The sequence below is a fragment of the Streptomyces chumphonensis genome, from assembly GCF_014779715.1.
Lineage (GTDB): Bacteria > Actinomycetota > Actinomycetes > Streptomycetales > Streptomycetaceae > Streptomyces > Streptomyces chumphonensis.
In genome coordinates this window covers 429,508-453,990 of the sequence record NZ_JACXYU010000001.1, presented here as the reverse complement: position 1 = coordinate 453,990, position 24,483 = coordinate 429,508, and the positions used below count along the sequence as shown (strand labels likewise).

General features: G+C 72.2%; 22 protein-coding genes and 1 riboswitch. Of the genes, 18 read left to right on the top strand and 4 right to left on the bottom strand.

Annotated features, from left to right (window positions below):
* Positions 1 to 181 precede the first annotated feature (181 nt).
* The 4 genes from ctaC (at position 182) to IF129_RS01825 (ending at position 4,743) form a co-directional block, all read left to right on the top strand.
* Entirely contained in the window at positions 182 to 1,144 is a 963-nt protein-coding gene (gene ctaC / locus IF129_RS01840) for an aa3-type cytochrome oxidase subunit II (protein WP_191207607.1), read from the top strand.
* Positions 1,141 to 2,901: an aa3-type cytochrome oxidase subunit I gene (gene ctaD / locus IF129_RS01835; RefSeq protein ID WP_318153491.1), complete on the top strand. Its 1,761-nt coding sequence runs from the start codon at positions 1,141 to 1,143 to the stop codon at positions 2,899 to 2,901. Before ctaC ends, ctaD begins: the two co-directional genes overlap by 4 nt.
* Complete coding sequence (locus IF129_RS01830; RefSeq protein WP_191207606.1) at positions 2,898 to 3,296, top strand: cytochrome c oxidase subunit 4; 399 nt, start codon at positions 2,898 to 2,900, stop codon at positions 3,294 to 3,296. Before ctaD ends, IF129_RS01830 begins: the two co-directional genes overlap by 4 nt.
* Positions 3,297 to 3,420: 124 nt before the next feature.
* Entirely contained in the window at positions 3,421 to 4,743 is a 1,323-nt protein-coding gene (locus IF129_RS01825; protein WP_191207605.1) for a L,D-transpeptidase, read from the top strand.
* Between the two features lie 98 nt (positions 4,744 to 4,841).
* On the opposite strand, the gene IF129_RS01820 is transcribed toward IF129_RS01825, so the two are convergent.
* Positions 4,842 to 5,246 (bottom strand): hypothetical protein, encoded by a 405-nt coding sequence (locus IF129_RS01820; protein WP_191207604.1) that lies wholly within the window; start codon positions 5,244 to 5,246, stop codon positions 4,842 to 4,844.
* Positions 5,247 to 5,466: 220 nt separating this feature from the next.
* On the opposite strand from IF129_RS01820, the gene ctaE reads away from it, so the two are divergent.
* The 6 genes from ctaE (at position 5,467) to IF129_RS01790 (ending at position 12,628) form a co-directional block, all read left to right on the top strand.
* Positions 5,467 to 6,087, top strand: a complete 621-nt coding sequence (ctaE, locus tag IF129_RS01815; RefSeq protein WP_191207603.1) for an aa3-type cytochrome oxidase subunit III — start codon at positions 5,467 to 5,469, stop codon at positions 6,085 to 6,087.
* Positions 6,088 to 6,154: 67 nt separating this feature from the next.
* Positions 6,155 to 6,979, top strand: a complete 825-nt coding sequence (gene qcrC, locus IF129_RS01810) for a cytochrome bc1 complex diheme cytochrome c subunit (protein WP_191207602.1) — start codon at positions 6,155 to 6,157, stop codon at positions 6,977 to 6,979.
* Positions 6,976 to 8,046, top strand: coding sequence for a cytochrome bc1 complex Rieske iron-sulfur subunit (gene qcrA / locus IF129_RS01805; RefSeq protein WP_191207601.1), 1,071 nt, complete (start codon positions 6,976 to 6,978; stop codon positions 8,044 to 8,046). Before qcrC ends, qcrA begins: the two co-directional genes overlap by 4 nt.
* A complete protein-coding gene (gene qcrB / locus IF129_RS01800; RefSeq protein WP_191207600.1) occupies positions 8,043 to 9,680 on the top strand; it encodes a cytochrome bc1 complex cytochrome b subunit in 1,638 nt (545 codons plus the stop codon). The genes qcrA and qcrB overlap by 4 nt, the downstream gene beginning before the upstream one ends.
* 160 nt (positions 9,681 to 9,840) lie before the next feature.
* Positions 9,841 to 10,905 carry an anthranilate phosphoribosyltransferase gene (trpD, locus tag IF129_RS01795; RefSeq protein ID WP_191207599.1) on the top strand — a complete coding sequence of 355 codons (1,065 nt, stop codon included), beginning with the start codon at positions 9,841 to 9,843 and terminating at the stop codon, positions 10,903 to 10,905.
* A gap of 110 nt (positions 10,906 to 11,015) precedes the next feature.
* Positions 11,016 to 11,134: riboswitch (SAM riboswitch) on the top strand.
* Between the two features lie 144 nt (positions 11,135 to 11,278).
* The gene (locus IF129_RS01790) at positions 11,279 to 12,628 is read left to right on the top strand and encodes an aminotransferase class V-fold PLP-dependent enzyme (protein WP_191207598.1); all 1,350 of its coding nucleotides are present in this window, start codon (positions 11,279 to 11,281) and stop codon (positions 12,626 to 12,628) included.
* A 27-nt stretch (positions 12,629 to 12,655) separates the two neighbouring features.
* Here IF129_RS01790 and IF129_RS01785 read toward each other — a convergent pair whose 3' ends face one another.
* Complete coding sequence (locus IF129_RS01785; RefSeq protein ID WP_191207597.1) at positions 12,656 to 12,937, bottom strand: Lrp/AsnC family transcriptional regulator; 282 nt, start codon at positions 12,935 to 12,937, stop codon at positions 12,656 to 12,658.
* A gap of 230 nt (positions 12,938 to 13,167) precedes the next feature.
* Here IF129_RS01785 and IF129_RS01780 point away from each other — a divergent pair, with 230 nt between their 5' ends.
* The 4 genes from IF129_RS01780 to IF129_RS01765 all read left to right on the top strand — a co-directional run bounded on the left by IF129_RS01780 (position 13,168) and on the right by IF129_RS01765 (position 17,502).
* Positions 13,168 to 13,407: a hypothetical protein gene (locus IF129_RS01780; protein ID WP_191207596.1), complete on the top strand. Its 240-nt coding sequence runs from the start codon at positions 13,168 to 13,170 to the stop codon at positions 13,405 to 13,407.
* A gap of 25 nt (positions 13,408 to 13,432) precedes the next feature.
* Positions 13,433 to 14,812, top strand: a complete 1,380-nt coding sequence (locus tag IF129_RS01775) for an NYN domain-containing protein (protein ID WP_191207595.1) — start codon at positions 13,433 to 13,435, stop codon at positions 14,810 to 14,812.
* Between the two features lie 323 nt (positions 14,813 to 15,135).
* Entirely contained in the window at positions 15,136 to 16,176 is a 1,041-nt protein-coding gene (locus IF129_RS01770; protein WP_191207594.1) for a C40 family peptidase, read from the top strand.
* Positions 16,177 to 16,482: 306 nt separating this feature from the next.
* Positions 16,483 to 17,502, top strand: a complete 1,020-nt coding sequence (locus IF129_RS01765; RefSeq protein ID WP_318153490.1) for a C40 family peptidase — start codon at positions 16,483 to 16,485, stop codon at positions 17,500 to 17,502.
* Here the strand turns inward: IF129_RS01765 and IF129_RS01760 are convergent.
* A complete protein-coding gene (locus tag IF129_RS01760; protein WP_191207592.1) occupies positions 17,454 to 18,662 on the bottom strand; it encodes a glycosyltransferase family 87 protein in 1,209 nt (402 codons plus the stop codon). The two genes, IF129_RS01765 and IF129_RS01760, sit on opposite strands and share 49 nt — an antisense overlap.
* Positions 18,663 to 18,725: 63 nt before the next feature.
* Between IF129_RS01760 and IF129_RS01755 the strand changes: the two genes are divergently transcribed.
* Together IF129_RS01755 and IF129_RS01750 are read left to right on the top strand one after the other, a co-directional pair.
* Positions 18,726 to 19,877, top strand: coding sequence for a glycosyltransferase family 4 protein (locus IF129_RS01755; RefSeq protein ID WP_191207591.1), 1,152 nt, complete (start codon positions 18,726 to 18,728; stop codon positions 19,875 to 19,877).
* Positions 19,878 to 19,982: 105 nt separating this feature from the next.
* Positions 19,983 to 21,056 (top strand): PHP domain-containing protein, encoded by a 1,074-nt coding sequence (locus IF129_RS01750; protein WP_191207590.1) that lies wholly within the window; start codon positions 19,983 to 19,985, stop codon positions 21,054 to 21,056.
* Here IF129_RS01750 and IF129_RS01745 read toward each other — a convergent pair.
* Positions 21,047 to 22,852 carry an AMP-dependent synthetase/ligase gene (locus IF129_RS01745; protein ID WP_191207589.1) on the bottom strand — a complete coding sequence of 602 codons (1,806 nt, stop codon included), beginning with the start codon at positions 22,850 to 22,852 and terminating at the stop codon, positions 21,047 to 21,049. The two genes, IF129_RS01750 and IF129_RS01745, sit on opposite strands and share 10 nt — an antisense overlap.
* 320 nt (positions 22,853 to 23,172) lie before the next feature.
* On the opposite strand from IF129_RS01745, the gene IF129_RS01740 reads away from it, so the two are divergent.
* Both IF129_RS01740 and IF129_RS01735 read left to right on the top strand, forming a co-directional pair.
* Positions 23,173 to 23,943 (top strand): metallophosphoesterase family protein, encoded by a 771-nt coding sequence (locus tag IF129_RS01740; RefSeq protein ID WP_191207588.1) that lies wholly within the window; start codon positions 23,173 to 23,175, stop codon positions 23,941 to 23,943.
* An 80-nt stretch (positions 23,944 to 24,023) separates the two neighbouring features.
* Positions 24,024 to 24,482, top strand: coding sequence for an SRPBCC family protein (locus IF129_RS01735; RefSeq protein ID WP_191207587.1), 459 nt, complete (start codon positions 24,024 to 24,026; stop codon positions 24,480 to 24,482).
* The last annotated feature ends 1 nt before the right edge of the window (position 24,483 follow it).

Here is a 24,483-nt window from a genome sequence, read left to right as displayed (position 1 = left end):
GGGCATTCCACCCCATCGGACGGCGGGTCGGCGCGTTAGCCCCCCTCCCCGCACGGGCTCAGATCGTGTCCAGTAGGGTTTGGTCCGCATAAACATCCAAACCCTGCCCGCACCAGGGCCGGAGCCCGGTCACCCAGGTCCGCGCCCGGCTGAGCGGGCGAGACTCTCGGGAAGGCGCTACGTGAGTCCCAACGGCTCCGACCGCTCGTCGCGGCGCCCGATGCGGCGGATGCTGCCGCCGGCGCTGACCGCGGCCCTGGTCCTGGCGACCGCCACCGGTTGCACTTCAGAGGACCTCCCCCGCCTCGGCATGCCCACCCCCGTCACGGAGGAGGCGCCGCGCATCCTCTCCCTGTGGCAGGGGTCCTGGGCCGCCGCGCTCGCCGTAGGCGTGCTGGTGTGGGGCCTGATCCTGTGGAGCGTCATCTTCCACCGGCGCTCCCGCACCAAGGTCCAGGTGCCGACGCAGACCCGGTACAACATGCCCATCGAGGCGCTGTACACCGTGGTCCCGCTCATCATGGTCTCGGTGCTCTTCTACTTCACGGCGCGTGACGAGTCCGAGCTGCTGGAGACCTCGGACAAGCCGGACCACGTCGTCAACGTGGTCGGCTACCAGTGGAGCTGGGGCTTCAACTACCTCGAGGACGTCGACGGCGACGTCTCCACCGACAACCGGGACGCCGCCGAACTCAACGGCATCCCGGACCGGATGATGGAGGCGGTCCCCGAGGGTGCCGAGGGCGTGCACGTCGCCGGCACCCCGGCCGACAGGAACCCGCAGACCGGCAACCCGGGCCCCACGCTGTGGCTGCCCAAGGGCGAGTCCGTGCAGTTCATCCTCACGTCGCGGGACGTCATCCACTCCTTCTGGGTGGTGCCGTTCCTGATGAAGCAGGACGTGATCCCCGGCCACACCAACGTCTTCGAGGTGACCCCCAACAAGGAGGGCACCTTCCTGGGCAAGTGCGCCGAGCTGTGCGGCACGGACCACGCCCGGATGCTGTTCAACGTCAAGGTCGTCTCTCCTGAGCGCTACCAGCAGCACCTGGAGGAACTGGCCGAGCAGGGCAACACCGGCTATCTGCCCGCGGCCATCGAGCAGTCGGAAGCGGCCGAGAATGCGGAGACGAACAACCCGTGAGCATCCTCAACGAACCTCAGGGTGCCGACGCGGCAGACGACTCGTATGAGAACGAGCTGCCCGTGCGGCGCAAGCAGCCCGGCAACGTCGTGGTCAAGTGGCTGACGACCACCGACCACAAGACGATCGGCACGCTCTACCTCGTCACGTCGTTCGTCTTCTTCATCATCGGCGGCGTCATGGCCCTGGTCATGCGCGCCGAGCTGGCCCGCCCCGGCAGCCAGCTGGTGTCGAACGAGCAGTTCAACCAGCTGTTCACCATGCACGGCACGGTCATGCTCCTCATGTTCGCCACCCCGCTCTTCGCGGGCTTCGCGAACTGGATCATGCCGCTCCAGATCGGCGCGCCCGACGTGGCGTTCCCGCGGCTGAACATGCTGGCCTACTGGTTCTACCTGTTCGGCTCCTCCATCGCGGTCGCCGGCTTCCTCACGCCGAACGGCGCCGCCAGCTTCGGTTGGTTCGCCTACACCCCGCTGTCCAGCGTGGAGCACTCGCCGGGTGTCGGCGCCGACATGTGGATCATGGGCCTCGCGCTCTCCGGCTTCGGCACGATCCTCGGTGCGGTCAACTTCATCACCACGATCATCTGCATGCGCGCTCCGGGCATGACGATGTTCCGCATGCCGATCTTCACCTGGAACGTCCTGCTCACCGGTGTGCTGGTGCTGCTGGCCTTCCCGGTGCTGGCCGCCGCGCTGTTCGGACTGATGGTGGACCGTGTCTTCGGGGCGCACATCTTCGACCCGGCCAACGGCGGGGCGCTGCTGTGGCAGCACCTGTTCTGGTTCTTCGGCCACCCCGAGGTGTACATCATCGCGCTGCCGTTCTTCGGCATCGTCTCCGAGGTCATCCCGGTCTTCTCGCGCAAGCCGCTGTTCGGCTACGTCGGCCTCATCGGCGCGACGATCGCCATCGCGGGCCTGTCGGTGACGGTGTGGGCGCACCACATGTACGTCACCGGCGGGGTGTTGCTGCCGTTCTTCTCCTTCATGACGTTCCTCATCGCCGTTCCGACCGGCGTGAAGTTCTTCAACTGGATCGGCACGATGTGGAAGGGGTCGCTCAGCTTCGAGACCCCGATGCTGTGGACCATCGGCTTCCTCATCACGTTCCTCTTCGGCGGTCTGACGGGCGTCATCCTGGCCTCGCCGCCGATGGACTTCCACGTCTCCGACTCCTACTTCGTGGTGGCCCACTTCCACTACGTGGTGTTCGGCACCGTGGTGTTCGCGATGTTCGCCGGCTTCCACTTCTGGTGGCCGAAGTTCACCGGCAAGATGCTGGACGAGCGCCTGGGCAAGATGACGTTCTGGACGCTGTTCGTCGGCTTCCACGGCACCTTCCTAGTGCAGCACTGGCTCGGCGCCGAGGGCATGCCCCGCCGGTACGCCGACTACCTGGCGGCCGACGGCTTCACCGCGCTGAACACGATCTCGACGATCAGCTCGTTCCTCCTCGGCGCCTCGATGCTGCCGTTCTTCTACAACATCTGGAAGACGGCCAAGTACGGCGAGAAGATCGAGGTCGACGACCCGTGGGGGTACGGCCGCTCGCTGGAGTGGGCGACGTCCTGCCCGCCGCCGCGGCACAACTTCCTCACCCTGCCGCGGGTGCGGTCGGAGTCCCCGGCCTTCGACCTGCACCACCCGGAGATCGCGGCGATCGACCAGTTGCAGAACCACGCCGCGGAGGAAGCCGTGGTGGCGGGCTCCGTCACCGGCGGCTCCGAGGGTGAGAAGGAGACCGGCAAGTGAAGATCCAGGGCAAGATGTTCATCTGGCTGGCCCTCTTCATCCTGGCCATCGCCGTCGTCTACGGCATGTGGTCGAAGGAGCCGGTCGGCACCACCGCGCTGTTCATGGCGTTCGGCCTGTCCATCATGGTCGGCTACTACCTCGCCTTCACCGCGCGCCGCGTGGACACCGGGGCGCAGGACCGCGAGGACGCCGACGTCGCCGACGACGCCGGTGAGCTGGGGTTCTTCAGCCCGCACAGCTGGCAGCCGCTGGCGCTCGGCGTGGGCAGCGCGTTCGCCTTCATGAGCGTGGTGTTCGGCTGGTGGCTGATGTGGATCTCGGCGCCCGTCATCCTCGTCGGGATCTTCGGCTGGGTGTTCGAGTACTACCACGGTGAGGGTCAGAACCAGTAGGGCCGCCGCCGTGTGACACACACGGTCCGCAAGTCAAGGGTCATCCCCGGAGTGTCCTCCGGGGATGACCCGTTTGTACGTACTGAACGCGCCCGTTCTGCCCACTATTCATACTTTTTACTGCATGAGGCACGGGACGCATGGATCGCAACGAATCACGCGAAGCGGCGCGGTGCTGCTGGCGTCGGCGGTGGTGCTGACGGCCTGCGGAGACTCCTCCCATCCGTTGGGCGGGAAGCCGTACGACGCCGCCGACCAGGTCGCCGTCAGCGCGGACACCGAGGGACGCGGTGCCGTCGACGCCGGGAAGCCGCTGGAGGTCACCGCCACGGGGGAGGAGGGCCGGATCACGGACGTGCTCGTCGTCGACACGGAGGGCCGCTACGTCCGCGGCGAGCTCAGCGCCGACGGGAGCCGATGGCGCAGTACGACGCCCCTGGTCGCCGGCGCCGAGTACACCGTGAAGGTCAGTACCGAGAACGAGGACGGCCACGCCGGACGGACGGACCGCACGTTCACCACCCGGAAGGCGCCCGAGGAGCACCGGCTCGACGTGACGTTCGGCCCGGAGGCCGGGACGTACGGCGTCGGGCAGCCCCTCACCGCCGAACTGAGCAAGCCCGTCGACGAGAACGCCCAGCGGCGCATCGTCGAGCGGGCCCTGCGGGTCACCTCCACCCCGAAGGTCACCGGTTCCTGGCACTGGGTGGACGGCAAGAAACTGCACTACCGCCCGAAGGAGTACTGGCCCACCAACGCCGAGATCACCGTGGAGAGCCGGCTGCGGGGGGTGCGGGTGCGCAAGAACCTCTACGGCGCCGCCACCGAGAAGCTCGAACTGAAGACCGGGGACCGGGTGGAGGCCGTCGCGGACGCCGCGTCGCTCCAGATGACCGTCAAGCGCGACGGGAAGGTCGTCAACACCTTCCCCATCACCACCGGCAAGGCCGGGTTCCGCACCCGCAACGGCGTCAAGGTGATCCTCGGCCGCCAGTCCTTCGTCCGGATGACCAGCACGAGCATCGGCATCGCGCCGGGCAGCTCGGAGTCCTACGACCTGCCGGTGCACTGGGCCACCCGGCTGACGTGGAGCGGTGAGTACGTGCACGCGGCGCCCTGGTCGTCGGGCTCGCACGGCTACGCCAACGTCAGCCACGGCTGCACGGGGATGAGCACCGCGAACGCCGAGTGGTTCTTCAACAACGTGCGGCAGGGCGACCTGGTGACCCACGTCAACACCGAGGGGACCGACATGCCCGCCTTCGGCAACGGGTTCGGCGACTGGAACCTCTCCTGGAAGGAGTGGCGCGAGGGCAGCGCCCTGCACAACCCCCGCAACTCGGGGGACACCGACGACCCGGAAGAACGCGAGAGCGCCGAGGCCCCGGACACCTCCGAGGCCGCCGCGAGCGGCGGCGGGGCGGGGCGTCTGCGCCCCACCGCGTGAGCGGCACGGCGGACGGGCGGGGTGCCTCTGCGGCACCCCGCCCGTCCGCCGTCGGGGCCGTCGTCGGCGGCGGGTACGGCCCGGGGGGCCCGGGGGGCTCAGCCCGCGTGCTGGGCCGTCCGCTCCCGCAGGAGGCCCGCCAGTCCGTCCGCCAGGGCCACCGGGTCCACCGGGTGCGCGGTGACGGCGTCGGCGCGGCTCCAGGTGGCCAGCCAGGCGTCCTGCCGCCGCCCGATGAGCAGCAGCACCGGCGGGCAGTCGAAGATCTCGTCCTTGATCTGGCGGCACACGCCCATCCCGCCCGCCGGCGTGGCCTCGCCGTCCAGCACGCAGGCGTCGATCCCGCCGGCGTCCAGCGCGGCGATCACGGCCGGCAGCGTCGCGCACTCCAGGTACTCCACCGACGGCGCGTCCGCCGCGGGCCGCCGTCCGACCGCCAGCCGCACCTGCTCCCGCGTGTTCGCGTCGTCGCTGTAGACCAGCACCGTGGCCGTCGGCTGCATCGTTCCTCCGCGTTCGCTTCTGCCGGGGCGGGTGGGACAGGGATGAACAGGTGGTGCGGGCTTCCCCGGCTACCGGGGATGCTACTCCTCCAAGGCCCCGGCGGGCAGCACTCCGGACGACTCCCGCCGCGCCCCGCGGCCCCACGTCCGCGCCGTGCGCGACGGGCGGACACACCGAACCGGACCCCCCGAAGTGAGTACGGAATAAGCGACCGACATAATGTCGGTCGTGGCGACAGCAACAGCAGTAGAAACCGGGCACGCGCACCCGTCGGTCAACCGGCCGAACCTCACCAGCGTCGGGACGATCATCTGGCTCAGTTCGGAGCTGATGTTCTTCGCGGCACTCTTCGCGATGTACTTCACCGCTCGTTCGGTGATGGGCGCCGAGTTCTGGACCGAGAAGGCGGATGCGCTCAATCTTCCCTTCGCGGCGGTGAACACCACCATCCTGGTGCTCTCCTCACTCACCTGTCAGATGGGTGTGTTCGCGGCCGAGCGCGGGGACGTCAAGAAGCTCCGCTCGTGGTTCGTGATCACGTTCGTGATGGGCGCCGTCTTCATCGGCGGGCAGATCGTGGAGTACGTCGAGCTCGTGAAGCACGAGGGCCTCTCCCTGGCCTCGGACGCCTACGGGTCGGTCTTCTACCTGACCACGGGCTTCCACGGGCTCCACGTCACCGGCGGCCTCATCGCGTTCCTGTTCGTCCTGGGCAGGACGTACATGGCGCGGAGGTTCACCCACCACCAGGCGACCGCGGCCATCGTCGTGTCCTACTACTGGCACTTCGTCGACGTCGTCTGGATCGGCCTCTTCGCCACGATCTACCTGATCAAGTAGTCGGGCCAGGGGCCTGACAGCAGAGCCATAGACATCGACGCAGAAGATCCTGACACCGGGGTAATCCGTGAAAAAGCTCTCCGCACGACGGCGCCATCCGCTGGCGGCGATCGTCGTTCTCCTCTTCGCGCTGGCGGCCACCGGGGGGCTGTACGCCGCGTTCGCTCCCGCCGGCGAGGCGCAGGCCGACGAGACGCCCGCCGCCCAGTCCCTCGCCATCGAGGAGGGCAAGAAGCTCTACGCCGTCGGCTGCTCCAGCTGCCACGGCACCGGTGGCCAGGGCACCTCTGACGGCCCGACCCTGGTCGGCGTCGGCGCCGCCGCGGTCGACTTCCAGGTCGGCACCGGGCGGATGCCCATGCAGGCCCCGGGCGCCCAGGCGCCCAAGAAGCCGGTGATGTACTCGCAGGCCGAGATCGACCAGATGGCCGCCTACATCGCCTCCCTGGGCCCCGGCCCGGCCATCCCGACGGAGGAGCAGTACAGCCCGGAGGGGCTCAGCGCCGAGGAGATCGCCGAGGGCGGTGTCCTCTTCCGTACCAACTGCGCGCAGTGCCACAACTTCACCGGTGAGGGCGGCGCCCTGACCGAGGGCCGGTACGCCCCGGGGCTGGACGACGTCGACCCCAAGCACATCTACGAGGCCATGCAGACCGGCCCGCAGAACATGCCGTCCTTCCCCGACACCGTGCTGACGGAGGAGGACAAGCGGGAGATCGCCGCCTACCTCGGCCAGGTCAACTCCTCCGAGGCCAAGACCCCCGGCGGCTACAAGCTGGGCGGCTTCGGCCCCGTCGCCGAGGGCCTGTTCGCCTGGGCCATCGGCCTGCCCCTCCTCATCGGGATCACCGTCTGGATCGCGGCCCACAACGCCAAGGCCAGGAAGTCATGAGTAGCGAGACTGGACCACACGAGAACGTGTCAGACGACAAGAACCTGCCCTCCGCGCAGGACGCATCCGGCGCGGAGCCGGAGGTGCACACGAACCCGTTCGCCGACCCGGGACTGGCGCCGCACGACCCGCGCATCCAGGACATCGACGAGCGGGCGGCCAAGCGCTCCGAGCGCACGGTGGCCATGCTGTTCACGGTCTCCATGCTGGCGACGCTCGGCTTCATCGTCGCCTACGCGGTGATCCCGGTGGACGAGTACGTCTACATCTTCCCGATCGGCCGCATCAGCGCCGTCAACTTCGCGCTGGGCATGACGCTGGGCGTCGCGCTCTTCTGCATCGGTGCCGCCGCCGTCCACTGGTCGCGGACCCTGATGAGCGGCGCGGAGATCGTCCAGGACCGCTACCCCATCGGTGCGGCCGACGAGGACAAGGCGGGGGCGCTGGCCGCCTTCGGCGAGGGCGTCCGTGACTCGCAGTTCGGCCGTCGCAAGCTGATCCGCACCACCATGTTCGGCGCCCTGGCGCTCGTGCCGCTCTCCGGCGTGGTGCTCCTGGGCAGCCTCGGCCCCGCGCCGGGCACCAAGCTGCGGCACACCGCCTGGGCCCGGGGCAAGCGCCTGGTCAACGAGAACACGCACGAGGCCCTGCGCCCCGAGGACATCACGATCGGCTCGCTGAGCTTCGCGCTGCCCGAGGGGCTGGAGCACGACGACCACTCCTTCCAGAAGGAGATCGCCAAGGCGGCCCTGATGCTCGTCCGGCTGGAGCCGGAGGACATCAAGGACCAGCAGGAACTGGAGTGGTCCTACCAGGGGATCGTGGCGTACTCGAAGATCTGTACGCACGTCGGCTGCCCCGTCAGCCTGTACGAGCAGCAGACGCACCACGTGCTGTGCCCCTGCCACCAGTCCACCTTCGACCTGGCCGACGGCGCCCGCGTCATCTTCGGCCCGGCCGGCCACCCGCTGCCGCAGCTGCGCATCGGAGTGGACGACGAGGGCTACCTCATGGCGCTGGACGACTTCGCCGAGCCCGTCGGACCGAGCTTCTGGGAGCGCGGATGAGTAACGCAGCCGACAACGTCCGCCCCCGGGCCAGCGCGCCCCGCGGAGAGCGGATCGCCGACTGGGCCGACGGCCGGCTCGGCATCTACGGAGCCGCGAAGAAGAACATCCGGAAGGCGTTCCCGGACCACTGGTCCTTCCTCCTGGGTGAGATCGCGCTCTACTCCTTCATCATCATCATCCTGACCGGCGTCTACCTGACGCTGTTCTTCAAGCCCAGCATGGCCGAGATCCACTACGAGGGCTCGTACGTGCCGATGCAGGGCGTCCTGATGTCGGAGGCGTTCGCCTCCACCCTGGACATCAGCTTCGACGTCAAGGGCGGTCTGCTCGTCCGGCAGATCCACCACTGGGCGGCGCTGATCTTCCTCGTCGCGATGTTCGTGCACATGATGCGGGTGTTCTTCACCGGAGCGTTCCGCAAGCCGCGCGAGCTGAACTGGCTGTTCGGCTTCCTGCTGCTGGTCCTGGGCATGTTCACCGGCTTCACCGGCTATTCGCTCCCGGACGACCTGCTCTCGGGCACCGGCGTCCGGTTCATGGAGGGCGCCATCCTGGCCGTGCCGGTCGTCGGCACGTACCTGGCGATGTTCCTCTACGGCGGCGAGTTCCCCGGGACGGAGATCATCCCGAGGTTCTTCTCGATCCACGTGCTGCTGCTGCCGGGCATCATGCTGGGCCTGGTGGTGGCCCACCTGATCCTGGTCTTCTACCACAAGCACACGCAATACCCCGGCCCCGGCCGGACGAACTCCAACGTCGTCGGCTTCCCCCTGATGCCGGTGTACATGGCGAAGGCCGGCGGCTTCTTCTTCCTGGTCTTCGGCGTCATCGCGATGATCTCGGCCGCCGTCCAGATCAACCCCGTGTGGGTGATCGGGCCCTACCGGCCGGACCAGGTGTCCACCAACGCCCAGCCGGACTGGTACATGGGCTTCTCCGAGGGCCTCATCCGCGTCATGCCGGGCTGGGAGTGGGTCATCCCGACGGGGCACACCATCAACTTCGGTGTGTTCATCCCGCTGATGATCTTCCCGTTGGTGCTCGCGGCGATCGCGGTCTACCCGTTCTTCGAGAACTGGGTCACCAAGGACCAGCGGGAGCATCACCTGCTGGACCGGCCGCGCAACGCCCCGACGCGCACCGCGTTCGGCGCCGCGTGGATCAGCTGGTACTTCGTGATGCTGGTCGGTGGCGGCAACGACCTGTGGGCGATCTTCTTCGACCTGTCGATCAACGCGATCACGTGGTTCGTCCGGATCGGCTTCTTCGTCGTCCCCGTCCTGGTGTTCGTCGTGACGCGCCGCATCTGCCTCGGCCTCCAGCGCCGGGACCGCGACAAGGTGCTCCACGGCCGCGAGACCGGCATCATCAAGCGGCTCCCGCACGGTGAGTTCGTCGAGGTGCACGAGCCCCTCTCGCAGGAGCAGCTGCACCTGCTCACCCAGCACGAGCAGCGCGAGCCGGCCGAGCTGCCGCCCGCCGTCGACGAGAACGGCGTCAAGCGCAAGGTCGGACCCATCGAGCGGCTGCGGGTCCGCGTCAGCCGGGGCTACTTCGGCCCCCACGCGCAGATCCCCAAGCCGACGGCCAAGGAGTACCAGGAGATCATGTCCGGCCACGGCCACCACTGATCCCCCGGCGTCGCCACAACGCCGCGCTCCGCCCGCAGGGCCCCGCCCCGTCCACGTCCGGACGGTGGACGGGGCCCTGCGGCGTCACGCGGGGCCGATAGTGTGGGGACGCGGCGTGCGCACGCAGGCCGCCTACGCCAAGTCGACAGGAGCGTGCCCGATGAGCGCTGTGACCCCCGCCGGAGGCGACACCATGGCGGAGCGCTCGTGGCGGAGCGTGCTCAACTCCCTGCTGGCCGGCCGCCACCTCACCGCCGGGGACACGGCGTGGGCGATGGACCGCATCATGCGCGGCGAGGCGACCGACGCCCAGATCGCGGGCTTCGCGGTGGCCCTGCGGGCCAAGGGCGAGACGGTGGAGGAGGTCGCCGGACTCGTCCGCACGATGTACGAGCACGCCAACACCATCGAGGTGGCGGGCCCCTCGGTCGACATCGTCGGCACCGGCGGGGACCAAGCCAAGACGGTGAACATCTCGACGATGTCGGCCATCGTCGTCGCCGGGACGGGCACGCGCGTCGTCAAGCACGGCAACCGGGCGGCGTCCTCGGCGAGCGGGGCCTCCGACGTCCTGGAGCAGCTGGGCGTCAACCTGGACCTGAGCCCCGCCCGGGTGGCCGAGGTCGCGGAGGAGGCGGGCATCACCTTCTGCTTCGCGGTGAAGTTCCACCCCGCCCTGCGCCACGTCGCCGGAGCCCGCCGCGAACTGGGCGTCCCCACGACGTTCAACTTCCTCGGCCCGCTCACCAACCCGGCCCGGGTACGGGCCCAGGCGACGGGGGTGGCCGACGCCCGCATGGCGCCCATCGTCGCCGGGGTGCTCGCCGAGCGCGGCACCTCGGCGCTGGTCTTCCGGGGCGACGACGGGCTGGACGAGCTGACGGTCACCTCGACGTCCACCGTCTACGTCGTGCACAACGGCGCCGTGCGCAAGGAGTCCTTCGACCCCCGTGACGTGGGCATCGAGTTCGTGCCCGTCGAGGCGTTGCGCGGGGCCGACGCCGCCTACAACGCCGAGGTGGCGCGCCGGGTGCTGGACGGCGAGCGCGGTCCGGTCCGCGACGCGGTGCTCCTCAACTCGGCCGCCGCGTTGGTGGCCCTGACGCCGGGTGAGGCGCCGCTCGCGGAGCAGTTGCCGGCGGCGATCGCCCGCGCGGCGGAGGCCATCGACTCCGGTGCCGCCAAGGCCGCCCTGCACCGCTGGGCCGCCGCGACACACGCCTGACGGCCGAGGTGGCCGCGCGTCCCGGACGGGCGGCCACCTCGGGCCGCCCTCGCGCCCGACGCCGCCGGGCGGGGTGGGGCGGCGCCGCCCCCTGTGGCATACTCGGCGCAGGTCACGAGTGACAGCGACCATGGCCCCGGCCCGCTGTCCGGCAACCCTCCAACCGTGGCGGGGTGCCCCGGGTGATGACCGGGCCGCACGACAGCAAGGTCGGCGGCAAGCGCGGTCGAGGGAGTTCTCCGATGCGTCAGCGAATGCGTTAGGGGCGTCTGCCCCCGGGCCCTGAGCGGCCCCGCAGCCCTGCGGCCGGACGTTCCCCCGCGGGTACCGGTCCGCGTCCCGAACTCCCTCGCCCTGTCCCTGGAGCCTCAGCATGTCCGCACCCACCGTCGCCGCCCCCGCCACCCCTGCCGCCGTCACCCTCCGTCCGCCCGTCGAGACCGGTGGTGACGGTCCGCTGCCCGTGCTGGGCGCCGATGTGCGGGTCCCCGCCGGTGCGGGGACCCGCACCTACGCCGCCCTCGACTACGCGGCCAGCGCCCCCGTCCTGCGCCGCGTGTGGGAGGACGTCGCCGAGTACGCGCCCTGGTACGGCAGCGTCCACCGGGGCGCCGGCCACCTCTCGCAGCTGTCGACCGACCTGTTCGAGCGGAGCCGGGCCACGGTCGCCGACTTCCTGGGCTGCCGCCCGGACGACGACGTCGTCTTCACCCGTTCGACCACGGACTCGCTGGCCCTGCTGGCCGCCGTGCTGCCCGCCGGGACGCGGGTGTTCGTCTTCGCGTCCGAGCACCACGCCGTGCTGCTGCCCTGGCGCGGCCGCGCGGTGACCTGGCTGGACGTTCCGCGCAGCCCGCAGGAGGCGGTGGCCCTGCTGGACCACGCGCTCGACGGCGCGCCGGAGGGGCCGAAGCTGGTGTGCGTCACGGGGGCCTCGAACGTGACCGGTGAGCTGTGGCCCGTCGCGGAACTGGCCGCCGTGGCCCACCGGCACGGCGCGCGCATCGCCCTGGACGCGGCCCAACTCGCTCCGCACCACCCCGTCGACATCGGCGCGCTCGACGTGGACTACGCGGCCTTCTCCGGCCACAAGCTCTACGCGCCCTTCGGGGCCGGCGTCCTGGCGGGCCGGGCGGACTGGCTGCGGGAGGCCGAGCCGTACCTCGCGGGCGGCGGGGCGAGCCGCAGCGTCGTGCGGGGCGCGGACGGGACGGTCGGCGCCCGGTGGCACACCTCCGCCGCCCGGCACGAGGCGGGCTCGCCGAACGTCATCGGTGCCTACGCGATCGCCTCGGCCTGCCGGGCCCTGACGGAGGCCGGGGCCGACCGCCTCGTCGCCCGGGAGCAGCGGCTGCTGGACCGGCTCCGCGCGGGACTCGCCCGGCTGCCGCAGGTCCGGGTGCTGTCCCTGTTCGGGGCGGACGCGCCGCGCGTGGGCGTCGTGTCGTTCACCGTGAGCGGCTGGTCCTGCCGGGAGTTCGCCACCGCCCTGGCGGACGAGTACGGCATCGGGGTGCGCGACGGCCTCTTCTGCGCCCATCCGCTGCTGCGGGCGCTGCTGGGCGCCGACGCCGTGGCGCCCGGGGCGTGCGGAGGCGCGCCCGAGGAGGGTGAACTGGGCGCCGTCCGGGTCAGTTTCGGGGCGGGCACCCCGTGCGGCCACATCGACCGCTTCCTGACGGCGGCCGAGGAACTGCTGCGCCGCGGCCCGTCGCGGTGCTGACGGCCCGGACGGGGTGGGCCGGGCTCCTCAGGAGTCGAGCCCGATGGCGAACGCCGCCTCCAGGTCGTGCTGCGAGTACGTCCGGAAGGCGATGTGCGTCTCGGTGGACAGGACGCCGGGCACCTTGCTGATGCGCCCGGGGATGACGTCGGCGAGATCGTCGTGGCGCGCGACGCGGACCATCGCGATGAGGTTGTGCGCGCCGGTCACCGAGTACACCTCGCTGACGCCCTCCAGGGCGGCGATCTGCTCGGCGACCTCGGGGATCGCATCGGTGCTGGTCCTGATGAGCACGATCGAAGTGATCACGGTCTCGTCTCCCTCACTCGCCCGGTCGGGCCCGCTCGCCCCCGGGCGGACGACGCTACGTCCGAAGCACACCCTAGCCTCACGCGCAGGTGACGGCTCGGCCACGGCGTGGCCACCCGGCACACGGGGCAGGCTCCAGGCCGTAGGGTTGCAGGTAGGAGCCTGCGCCGCACAACGTCGTGCCCGTGAGCACAGACCCGGAAAGCCCCGAGGAAAGTCGAGGACGAACCATGCCGGTCCCTCAGCCGACGGCCGAGACGCGGTGGCGCTGCACCCTGTGCGGGAACCTCACCCGCTTCGACGTGACGCGCAGCAGCAGGGTCGTGGAGTACGTTCACCTCGATCTGGCCGGTGAGCCCAGGGTCGAGGAGCGGGAGGTGCTGAGCGAGGCGATCGAGTCCGTGCGGTGCCGCTGGTGCAACGCCGTGGACCAGATCGAGTTGGTGGACCGGCCCGGAGCCGAGGTCTGAGGCAGAGACGGACGGGTGTGGAGCCGTGCAGGAGACGACGGGCGGTGAGCCGCGCGGGGAGCGGCCGCGCGGCGCCGGGGAGCGGTCGCGTGCCGCCGAGGTGCTGGACCGTCCGTTGCCCGAGCGGGTGCGCCGCAGGGTCGTGTCGCTGACCGGCGACGTGCTCGGCGGGCTGACCGTCGCCGAACTCCCCGCCCCGCTGCGTCAGTACGCCAAGTTCACCCCCGCCCGCCGGGCGAAGTTCGGCGGGAACGCCATGGCCACCGCGCTGGAGACGGACGCCGTCTTCCGCCAGCGCGTGGCGGGCCGGCTGCGGGATCTCCTCCCGGAGCTCGCCGAGGCCGTCGCGGACGGTTCTCCCCCCGCCGCCGCCGACCCCGTCGACGTCGCGGCCCTCGCCTACGTGGTGCGGCCGGAGGGCTGGGCGAAGCTGGTGGCCGCCGCGGGCGAGGAGGCACAGCGGGCGCAGGCCGAGCGGGCCGGGGCGGAGGCCGAACGGGAGCTGGAGAGGCTCCGCGCGGAGCTGGCCGAGGCCCGCGCCGCCGGGCGGGGCGACAGCGGCAGGCTGCGCGCCGAGCTGGCCGACGCCCGCCGCGAGATGGAGGGGCTGCACCGCAGGCTGCGCAGCGCCCAGGCCGACGTCAAGCGCGGTGAGGCGGCGCTGCGCAGGCTGGCCGCCGAGTTGGAGGAGGTCCGGGGGCAGGCCCAGGCGCAGAAGGCGGCGTCCGACAGTGAGGCGCGGCGGCTGCGGGGGCGGGTCGCCGAGGCGGAGTCGGCGCTGGAGGCCGGACGGCGCGCCGCGCGGGAGGGCCGCGGCGTGGCGGACATGCGGGTGCGGCTGCTGCTGGACACCGTGCTGGACGCCGCGCAGGGGCTGCGCCGGGAGCTCGCGCTGCCCCCGGTGGCCCAGCACCCCGCCGACACCGTGGAGGCGGTGGAGCCGGGCCGGATGAGCCCGAAGGACGTCGCCCACCGGGCGCTGTCGGAGGAGGACCCGGCGCTGCTGGACCAGTTGCTGGCGCTGCCGCAGGTGCACCTCCTCGTCGACGGGTACAACGTCACCAAGACCGGCTATCCCTCCATGCCGCTGGAGAAGCAGCGGTTGCGGCTGCTCGGCGGGCTGGCGGGGCTCGCGGCCCAGTCCGGCGCGGAGGTCACCTGTGTCTTCGACGGGGCCGAGCTGGCCGCGCCGGTGCTGCTGGCCCCGCCGCGCGGTGTGCGGGTGCTGTTCAGCAAGCCGGGCCAGACGGCCGACGAGTTGATCCGGCGGCTGGTGCGGGCGGAGCCCGGGGGGCGTCCGGTGGTCGTCGTCTCCACGGACCGGGAGGTGGCCGACGGCGTGGCCGAGGCCGGGGCGCGTCCGGTGGCATCGGCCCTGCTGCTCAGGCGACTTGCCCGGTCGTGAGCGGTGCGTCCGCTTTTCCCGGTTTCCCGTGGTGTGCGGCCATCCGTGCGCGACTGCGGCTCACCCAACGTCAAGTGGCTGTTGCTGCCTGTGTGATGTTGGTAAAGGATGGCGGTGCGCGGTGAGATTTTCGCCCCAAGGATTTGAGCAGTCGTCGGCACCTCGCTACTGTCTGGCTTCGAACCTCCGCACGGTTGATCGCCCATCCGGGGCGACAGTGGAGGAACCGCCGAATCCGCAGCGCGCAAGCGGAGCCGGTCCACCGGGCAGGGTGCGCCCGTCCGGGGCCCGGCAGGCGGCTGAGGAAGAAGGAGCTCGCCCCAGTGGCGTCCCACCGTCGTCCCAAGCAGCCGGGCCGTACCCGCGCGACCGTACTGACCGCGACGGCCGCGGCGGCGGTTGCCCTGTCCTCCAACTCCGCCTTCGCCGACCCCGGTCCGGAGCCGACGAAGCGTGGCGTCAAGGCCGAGGTCGACAAGCTGCACGAGGACGCGGCGGCGGCCACCGAGAAGTACAACGGCGCCAAGGAGAAGGCCGACAAGCTCCAGGAGGAGGTCGACGAGCTCCAGGACTCCGTGGCCCGCGGCCAGGACGACCTCAACGAGCTCCGCAACGGCCTCGGTTCCCTCGCCACCGCGCAGTACCGCAACGGCGGGCTCGACCCCTCGGTCCAGCTGCTCCTCTCCTCGGACCCGGACGACTACCTCGACCGCGCCTCCTCGCTGGACCAGCTCAGCGTCAAGCAGGTCGGTGCGCTCAAGAAGATCGGCAGCAAGCAGCGGCAGCTCAAGCAGCAGCGCGACGACGCGGCGGAGAAGCTGGAGGACCTCGCCGACACCCGCAAGGAGCTCGGCGACCAGAAGCAGAAGGTCCAGGACAAGCTCGCCGAGGCGCAGAAGCTCCTCAACAAGCTCACCGAGGAGGAGCGCGCCGAGATGCGCGCCGAGGAGCAGCGGGCCAGCCGGGCCGCCGGTGAGCGGGTCGAGATGGGCAAGGAGGAGGCGGCGCCCGGACGCGCGGCCTCCGCCTACCAGGCCGCCACCACGCGCGTCGGGACGCCCTACGCGTGGGGCGCCCAGGGGCCCAACTCCTTCGACTGCTCCGGCCTCGTCGTGTGGTCCTACCAGCAGGCGGGCATCTCCGTCCCGCGCACCTCGCAGGCCCAGGCCAACGCGGGCACCCGCATCAACTCCATGAGCGACCTCCAGGTCGGCGACCTCGTCATCCTGCGCAACGACCTCGGCCACGTCGGCTTCTACGCGGGCAACGGGCAGATGCTGCACGCGCCCAAGCCGGGCGCGCAGGTGCGGTACGAGTCCATAGCGCGGTCCGGGATGCCGTTCATGTGGGGCGTACGGATCTGATCCGCCGTTCCACGGCCCCTGTCGCGTCGCCGTCCACGGCCCCTGTCGCGTCGCCGTCCACGACCCCTGTTGCGTCGCCGTCCACGGCGACGCGACGTGTTCCCTCCCGCGGGTGAATCACCGCGGGCGCCGCATGCCGTGTCCGCCGCTCCGGGGCCGCAACGGCGCCGGTGAACGGCCCGGAGCGTCAACTTCACGCCGTCGAGCGTCACCGCGAGGTGCTTTGAGCCGCACCCGCAAGGCCGCTACTGTGCGGGCGCCCCGTCCGAGGAGGAGGGGATGTCAGCGGAAGGAGCGCGGCCGCTCGTGGGCTCGCATCGACACACCCCGCAGCCCGGATTCGGCAAGCGGGCCACCGTCCTGACGGCTGCCGCCGCCTCGGCCGCCGCGATGACCGCCGTCCCCGCCGGGGCGGAGCCGGGGGAGCCCTCGGTGGCGTCGGTCAACGCCCGGGTGGACGGGCTGTACGCCGAGGCCGAACGGGCCACCGAGAAGTTCAACGCCGTCCGGGAGAAGGTCTCCGACCTGCGGGCCCGGGTGGAGCACGCGCAGGACGAGGTCGCCCGTGGCCAGGGCCGCGTCAACCGCCTGCGCAACGCGCTCGGCGCGCTGGCCGGCGCCCAGTACCGGTCGGGCGCGCTCGACCCGACGATCGCCCTGATGCTCTCCAGCGACCCGGACGGCTACCTCGGACGGGTCGCCACCCTGGACCGCATCGGCAGCCGCAAGGCGGGCGAACTGCGCGAACTGCGCACCGCCCAGCGACTGCTGGACGGCAAGCGGGAGCGGGCGAAGGGCACACTGGAGCGGCTGGAGGAGGAACGCGGACGCCTGGGTCGGCATCAGGAGTCCGTGCGCAGCAAGCTCACCGCCGCCCGCAGGCTGCTCAACACGCTGACCGCGCAGGAGCGCCGCGAACGGGAGGAGCGCGCCTCCCGGGGCGCCGAGCGGCGCGGCGCGGTGCCGCCGGGGTCCGTCTCCGGACGGTCGGGCGCGGCTCTGAGCGCCGCGCACAGCGCCCTGGGCCGCCCCTACGCGTGGGGGCAGGCGGGGCCGGGCGCGTTCGACTGCGCCGGGCTGACGCAGTGGGCCTACCGGCAGGCGGGCGTCTCGATCCCGCGCACCTCGCAGGGGCAGGCGCACGCCGGTCGGCGGGTGCCCCTCTCCGAGGTGCGGCCGGGCGACCTCGTCATCTACCGCAGCGACGCGAGCCACGTGGCCATGTACGCGGGGGGCGGCCGGGTCATCCACGCCCCCTACCCGGGCGCCGCCGTCCGCTACGACCCGGTGGGCATGATGCCCGTCAGCGCGGTGGCGCGTCCCTGACCCCCGTCCCGGGACCGGGGGACGGTCGAGCGCCACAGCTCCGCGCAGGCCAGGCCGGCGGCCGCCAGCAGGAGCCCGTTGCGCAGCACGAGGAGCGCGATGCCCCCGGGAGTGCTGGCCACGACGGCGTCGAAGAACAGCGGGAACTCCAGCACCGTCACCGCCGTGGCGGCCAGCACCAGGCGGGCCGGGGTCCGCTGCCGGGCGGAGCCGAGTGCCAGGCACGCGGCGGCCAGCCCGGTCAGCCACACCAGGTACTGCGGGCTGATGACGCGGCTGGTCACGGTGAACAGCAGCACCGCCGCGAACGCCGCGTCGGCCGGGGTGGACGGGCCCCACCGCACCGCGCGCGTCCGCCACAGCAGGAGCCAGCCGAAGGCCGCCAGCGTCGTCAGGAGTGACGCCGTCGCCACGACGCCCACCCCGGGGCCGAGGAACTCCATCGAGCCGTAGTGCAGGCTGACGTGGCCCGACCACCCGAAGTGCCGTGCGACGTGGAAGACGAGGGCGCCGACGGACTCCACTTCCAGACCCCGGTCGCGCTGGGCGAAGAGGAAGTCCCAACCGTGCGGGAGGGCCAGCGTGAGCAGGGCCGCCGCCCCGGCGGCGGTGGCTCCGGCCGCGAGCCACAGCCGCCGCGCGGACCGGCCCGCCCGGTAGCCCGTCAGCAGGAGCGCGGGCCACACCTTGACGAGCGCGCCCAGTCCGACCAGGGCCCCGGCGAGCCGGGGCCGGCGGGCGGCGGCGAGGAGGGCGCCGACCGCGAGCGCCGTCACCAGGAGGTCGTAGCGGGCGTACACCGTCGGCCCGAGCAACGGGACGCCCGCGATCCACGTCCAGGCTCCGGCGCGGGCGCGCGAGGGCCGCAGCAGGAGGCCGAGGACGACGGCGTCGGCGGCGCAGACCAGGACGAAGAAGGCCGCCGGGTAGGACAGGAAGGGCAGCAGGCCCGGGGCCAGGACGGGCAGGGCCGCGCCGGGCGGGTACTGCCAGGTCACGTCCGCCTGCGGGAAGGTGCCCGCCCGCAGCGTCTCCGCCCAGTTCTGGTAGATCACCGACACGTCGCTCGTCACGTCGGGCCCGCGGAGGGTGACCACGCCGAAGACGCACAGGAGCAGGGCGGTGCGGGTCAGGGCCCAGACGACCAGGGGCAGGCGCATGCCACCGACCGTACGTGGTGGTCGCCGGGGCCGGACACCGGCGACGCGGTACTGTCGTGCGCGATGCACAAGACGTTGATTGTCACCAACGACTTCCCGCCCCGGCCCGGTGGGATCCAGGCGTTCCTGCACAGCATGGCGCTGCGGCTGGACCCGGAGAAGGTCGTCGTCTACGCCTCGACCTGGAACCGCACCGCCGAGGGGCGGGAGGCGACCGCCCGGTTCGACGCCGAGCAGCCGTTCACCGTCGTCAGGGACCGCGCCACCATGCTGCTCCCCACCCCCCGCGTGACGCGGCGCGCCGTCGGGCTGCTGCGTGAACACGGCTGCCGCGCCGTGTGGTTCGGCGCGGCGGCCCCGCTGGGGCTGATGGGCGGCGCGCTGCGCTCGGCGGGCGCCGAACGGCTGGTGGCCACGACGCACGGGCACGAGGCGGGCTGGGCCCAGCTCCCGGTGGCCCGGGGGCTGCTGCGGCGCATCGGCACGTCCACGGACACCCTCACCTACCTGGGCGCGTACACGCGCTCCCGGATCGAGCGGGCCCTGACGCCGGAGGCCGCCGCCCGGATGACGCAGCTGCCGCCCGGCGTCGACGAGAAGACGTTCCACCCGGACTCCGGGGGGGACGCGGTGCGCGAGCGGCTCGGCCTGGCCGACCGCCCCGTCGTGGTGTGCGTCTCCCGGCTGGTGCCGCGCAAGGGGCAGGACACCCTGATCCGGGCGCTGCCGCGGATCCTCGCCGAGGTGCCGGAGGCGGTGCTGCTGATCGTCGGCGGTGGCCCCTACGACCGCGAGCTGCGCCGGCTGGCGGAGGAGACCGGTGTCGCCGGTTCCGTGCGGTTCACCGGTGCCGTGCCCTGGGAGGAGCTGCCCGCCCACTACGGCGCGGGCGACGTGTTCGCCATGCCCTGCCGCACCCGGCGCGGCGGCCTGGACGTCGAGGGCCTCGGCATCGTCTACCTGGAGGCGTCCGCCACCGGGCTGCCGGTCGTGGCCGGGGACTCGGGGGGCGCGCCCGACGCCGTCCTGCACGGGGAGACGGGCTGGGTGGTGCGCGGGGACGACCCGCGTGGGACGGCGGAGCGCGTGTCGGCGCTGCTCCGGGACCCCGAGCTGGCGCGGCGCATGGGGGAGCGCGGTCGGGCCTGGGTGGAGGAGCGCTGGCGCTGGGACCTGCTCGCCGAGCGGTTGAAGGAGCTGCTCCGGGCTCCCTGAGGCCCCGTGGGCCGCCCTTGCTCCCACCGGGCGCCGCTCCGTCGTGCCGCCGGAGGACCGGTCCGCGTTTGCGGGGCGGCTCCGGGGGGACGACGCTGGACTCCCATGGACCCCGTCGCGGCGCTGGACCGGATCGCGTACCTGCTGGAGCGGGCCCAGGAGCCCACGTACCGGGTCCGGGCCTTCCGCAGGGCCTCGGGCGTGTTGGCCGCCCTCCCGCCGGAGGAGGTCGCACGGCGGGCGGGGGACGGCTCGCTGACGGACCTGCACGGGGTGGGGGAGACCACGGCCCGGGTCGTGCGGGAGGCGCTCGCCGGGGACGTGCCCGGCTACCTGGCGCGGCTGGAGGAGGAGCCCGGCCCGCCGGAGCTGCCCGAGCCCGCGCGGGCCCTGCGCGCGGCCCTGATCGGCGACTGCCACACGCACTCCGACTGGTCCGACGGCGGCAGCCCCATCGACGTCATGGCGCGCACGGCGGCCGACCTCGGGCACCGCTGGGCCGTGCTCACCGACCACTCGCCACGGCTGACGGTGGCCCGGGGACTGTCACCGCAGCGGCTGCGCGAGCAGCTGGACGTCGTGGCCGCGCTCAACGAGGAGCTGGCCCCCTTCCGGCTGCTGACGGGCATCGAGTGCGACATCCTGGGCGACGGCTCGCTGGACCAGGAGGAGGAGCTGCTCGACCGGCTCGACGTCGTCGTCGCCTCCGTCCACTCCGAGCTGCGGATGCCCGCGCCCGCGATGACCCGCCGCATGGTGGCCGCCGTGGAGAACCCCCTGGTGGACGTCCTGGGCCACTGCACGGGACGACTGCTCAGCGGTCGTCGTGGCCGCCCGGAGTCCACGTTCGACCCGGAGGCCGTCTTCGCCGCCTGCGCCGCCGGCGGCACGGCGGTCGAGATCAACTGCCGTCCCGAGCGGCTCGACCCGCCCCGACGGCTGCTGCGGCAGGCCGTGGACGCGGGGGTGCTGTTCGCCGTCGACACCGACGCCCACGCGCCCGGCCAGCTCGACTGGCAGGGGAACGGCTGCCTGCGGGCGGTGGAGTGCGGCGTCCCCACCGAGCGCGTCGTCAACACCTGGGAGGCGGACGCCCTGCTGGCCTGGACGGCCGACGGACGCCCGCCGGAGCCGGGTGGCGGGCGTCCGGGCCCAGGGGTGGGGACGCGTCAGGTGTAGAGCGCCTCGATCTCGTGCGCGAAGTCCTTGGCGACGACGTTGCGCTTGAGTTTGAGGGAGGGCGTGATGTGCCCCGACTCCTCGGTGAACTGCGCGGGCAGGATGCGGAACCTGCGGATGGACTCCGCCCGCGACACCGCCGCGTTGCCGTCGTCCACGGCCTGCTGGACGGCCGCCAGCAGCTCCGGGTCGGCCAGCAGGTCCTGGTGGCCCAGCCCGCTCTTGCCGTGCTCCTCCGCCCAGCGGGGCAGGAACTCCTCGTCGAGGGTGACGAGTGCGGCCACGTAGGGCCGTCCGTCGCCGACGACCATGCACTCGGCCACCAGCGCGTGCGCCCGGATGCGGTCCTCGATGACGGCGGGGGCGACGTTCTTGCCGCCCGCCGTCACCAGGATCTCCTTCTTGCGGCCGGTGATCGACAGGTAGCCGTCCTCGTCGAGGGTGCCGATGTCACCGGTGTGGAACCAGCCCTCGGACAGCACCTCGGCCGTGGCCGACTCGTTGTTCCAGTAGCCGGAGAACAGGTGGTCGCCGTGGAGCATGACCTCGCCGTCGTCGGCGATCCGCACGACGCTGCCGGGCAGCGGCTGGCCGACGGTGCCGATCTTCTGCCGGTCCCACGGGTTGAACGCCGTCGCCGCGCAGGACTCCGTGAGCCCGTAGCCCTCCAGCACGGTGAAGCCGATGCCCCGGTAGAAGTGGCCGAGCCGGGCGCCCAGGGGGGCGCCGCCGGAGATGGCGTGCGTGGCGCGGCCGCCGAGGACGGCGCGGAGCTTGGCGTAGACGAGCCGGTCGAAGACCTTGTGCTTCAGCCTGAGCCCCAGCGAGGGGCCGCCCGGTGCTTCCAGGGCCTCGCTGTAGGCGATGGCGGTGGCCGCCGCCTTGTCGAAGATCTTTCCCTTGCCGTCGGCCTCGGCCTTGGCCCGCGCGGAGTTGTAGACCTTCTCGAAGACGCGGGGCACGCCGAGCACGATCGTCGGCCGGAAGGAGGCCAGCTCGTCGGTGAGCGTCTTGATGTCCGACACCAGCCCGAGCCGGATGGGCGCCATGACGGCGGCGTTCTGCACCATGCGCCCGAAGACGTGCGCGGTCGGCAGGAAGAGCAGGACGGAGCCCTCGCCGGGGCGGAAGAGCGGTTTCAGCCGCTCGACGATGTTGCCGCACTCGGCGAAGAACGCCCGGTGCGTCAGCACGCAGCCCTTGGGCCGGCCCGTGGTGCCCGAGGTGTAGACGATCGTCGCGGGGGAGTCGGCGCGGGTGGCCGCACCGCGTTCGGCGAGCGCCCCCTCGGTGACGCCGGCGGCCGTGCCGCGCTCGGTCAGCTCGCCGACGGCACCGTCGTCGATCGTCCACACGTCCCGCAGCTCCGGCAGCCGGTCGCGCAGCGCCTCGACCGCCTTGGCGTGCTCCGGGCTCTCCACGAGGACGGCCACGGCGCCCGAGTCACCCAGGATCCAGGCCGTCTGCTCGGGGGAGCTGGTCTCGTAGACCGGCACCGTCACCGCGCCGGCGCACCAGATCGCGAAGTCCAGCAGCGTCCACTCGTAGCGGGTGCGCGACATCAGGGCGACCCGGTCGCCCGCGGCGACGCCCGCCGCGACCAGTCCCTTGGCGGCGGCCTCCACCTCGGCGAGGAACTCCGTCGCCGAGACGTCCACCCAGCGGGCCGGGTCGCGTGGGTCCTTGCGGGCCATCACGGCGAGGTCCGGGTACCGCGCGGCGTTCCGCCGGACCAGATCCGTCAGGTTGCCGTCCGCGGGGACCTCGTACAGGGCCGGAAGGCTGAACTCACGCAAGACTGCTGCTCCTCGTCGGCGCCGGGGTGTTGCCGTTGCGGCGAGACCGGGAGGAGTCTCGCGTGCGGGACGGCCCGGACGTTACCCATCGGTACGGGTACCGGTACAGGGCTGGGTGGCAGATGTTCCCTGTGTCACACCGGCCGAGCCGGGCGGGCTCGGAGCGGCTGACCGCCCACCGACCCTAGTCCACGAAGCCGCTAAACCGGTAGTAACCCCCCTACACCCGGCCCACCCGGCACAGCGGGCCTCGCGCGCCGGCCCGGGCCCCGCCCCGCACGGGCCGGGGCATAGCGAGGCGGCTTCCGTAAGGTTGGGCCATGCGACGTACGCGGGTTCACGTGGTCAGCGACGTGCACGGCAACGCCGAGGCCCTCGCCCGGGCGGGCGACGGGGCGGACGTCACGCTCTGCCTCGGCGACCTCGTCCTCTTCCTCGACTACGCCGACCACAGCCGGGGGATCTTCCCGGAGCTGTTCGGCGCCGAGGCCGCGGGCCGCTACGTGGCGCTGCGCACCGAGCGCCGCTACGTCGAGGCCCGCGCCTACGCCCGGGAGCTGTGGGGCGACACGGACCGGGCGGCCGCGATCGAGGCCGCCGTGCGCCGTCAGTACGCCGAACTCTTCGCCGCCCTGCCCACCCCCACGTTCGCGACCTACGGGAACGTGGACGTCCCCCGGCTGTGGCCGGAGTACGCCGGGGAGGGCACCACCGTCGTGGACGGTGAGACCGTGGAGATCGGCGGCCTCACCGTGGGCTTCGTCGGCGGCGGGCTGCGCACCCCGATGCGGACCCCCTACGAGCTGGACCCCGAGACGTTCGCCGCCAAGGTCGCCGCCCTCGGCCCGGTGGACGTGCTGTGCTCGCACATCCCGCCCGACGTCCCCGAGCTGTGCTACGACACGGTCGCCCGCCGCTTCGAGCACGGCAGCCGCGCCCTCCTGGAGGCCATCCACACGCTGCGGCCCCGCTACGCCCTCTTCGGCCACGTCCACCAGCCACTGGCCCGACGCATGCGGATCGGCGCCACCGAGTGCGTCAACGTCGGCCACTTCAACGCCACCGGCGAGCCCTTCGTCCTGGAGTGGTGACGTGCCCGTCCCCGGCGCGCGATAGCCTGCACCGGCACCGGCTCCAGCAGTTCGAACGGGTCACGCGGAGGACCACAGCGATGGCGGAACACACCAGGTCGAGCATCACCGTCGACGCGGCACCGGCCGAAGTGATGGGCGTGATCGCCGACTTCGCCCGCTACCCGGAATGGACGGGGGAGGTCAAGGAGGCCGAGGTGCTCTCCGCCGACGCCGAAGGCCGCGCCGAGCGGGTGCGGCTGCTGCTGGACGCCGGCGCCATCCGCGACGAGCACACCCTCGCCTACACCTGGCACTCCGCGCACGAGGTCAGCTGGTCGCTGGTCACCTCGCAGATGCTGCGCGCGCTCGACGGCTCCTACCGGCTGGCGTCGGCCGGCCCCGACCGCACCGAGGTCACCTACCAGCTGACCGTGGACGTCAAGATCCCCATGCTCGGCATGATCAAGCGCAAGGCCGAGAAGGTCATCATCGACCGAGCCCTGGAGGGCCTGAAGCAGCGCGTCGAGTCCGGCGCCGGCCGGGCCGACCAGGGCTGAC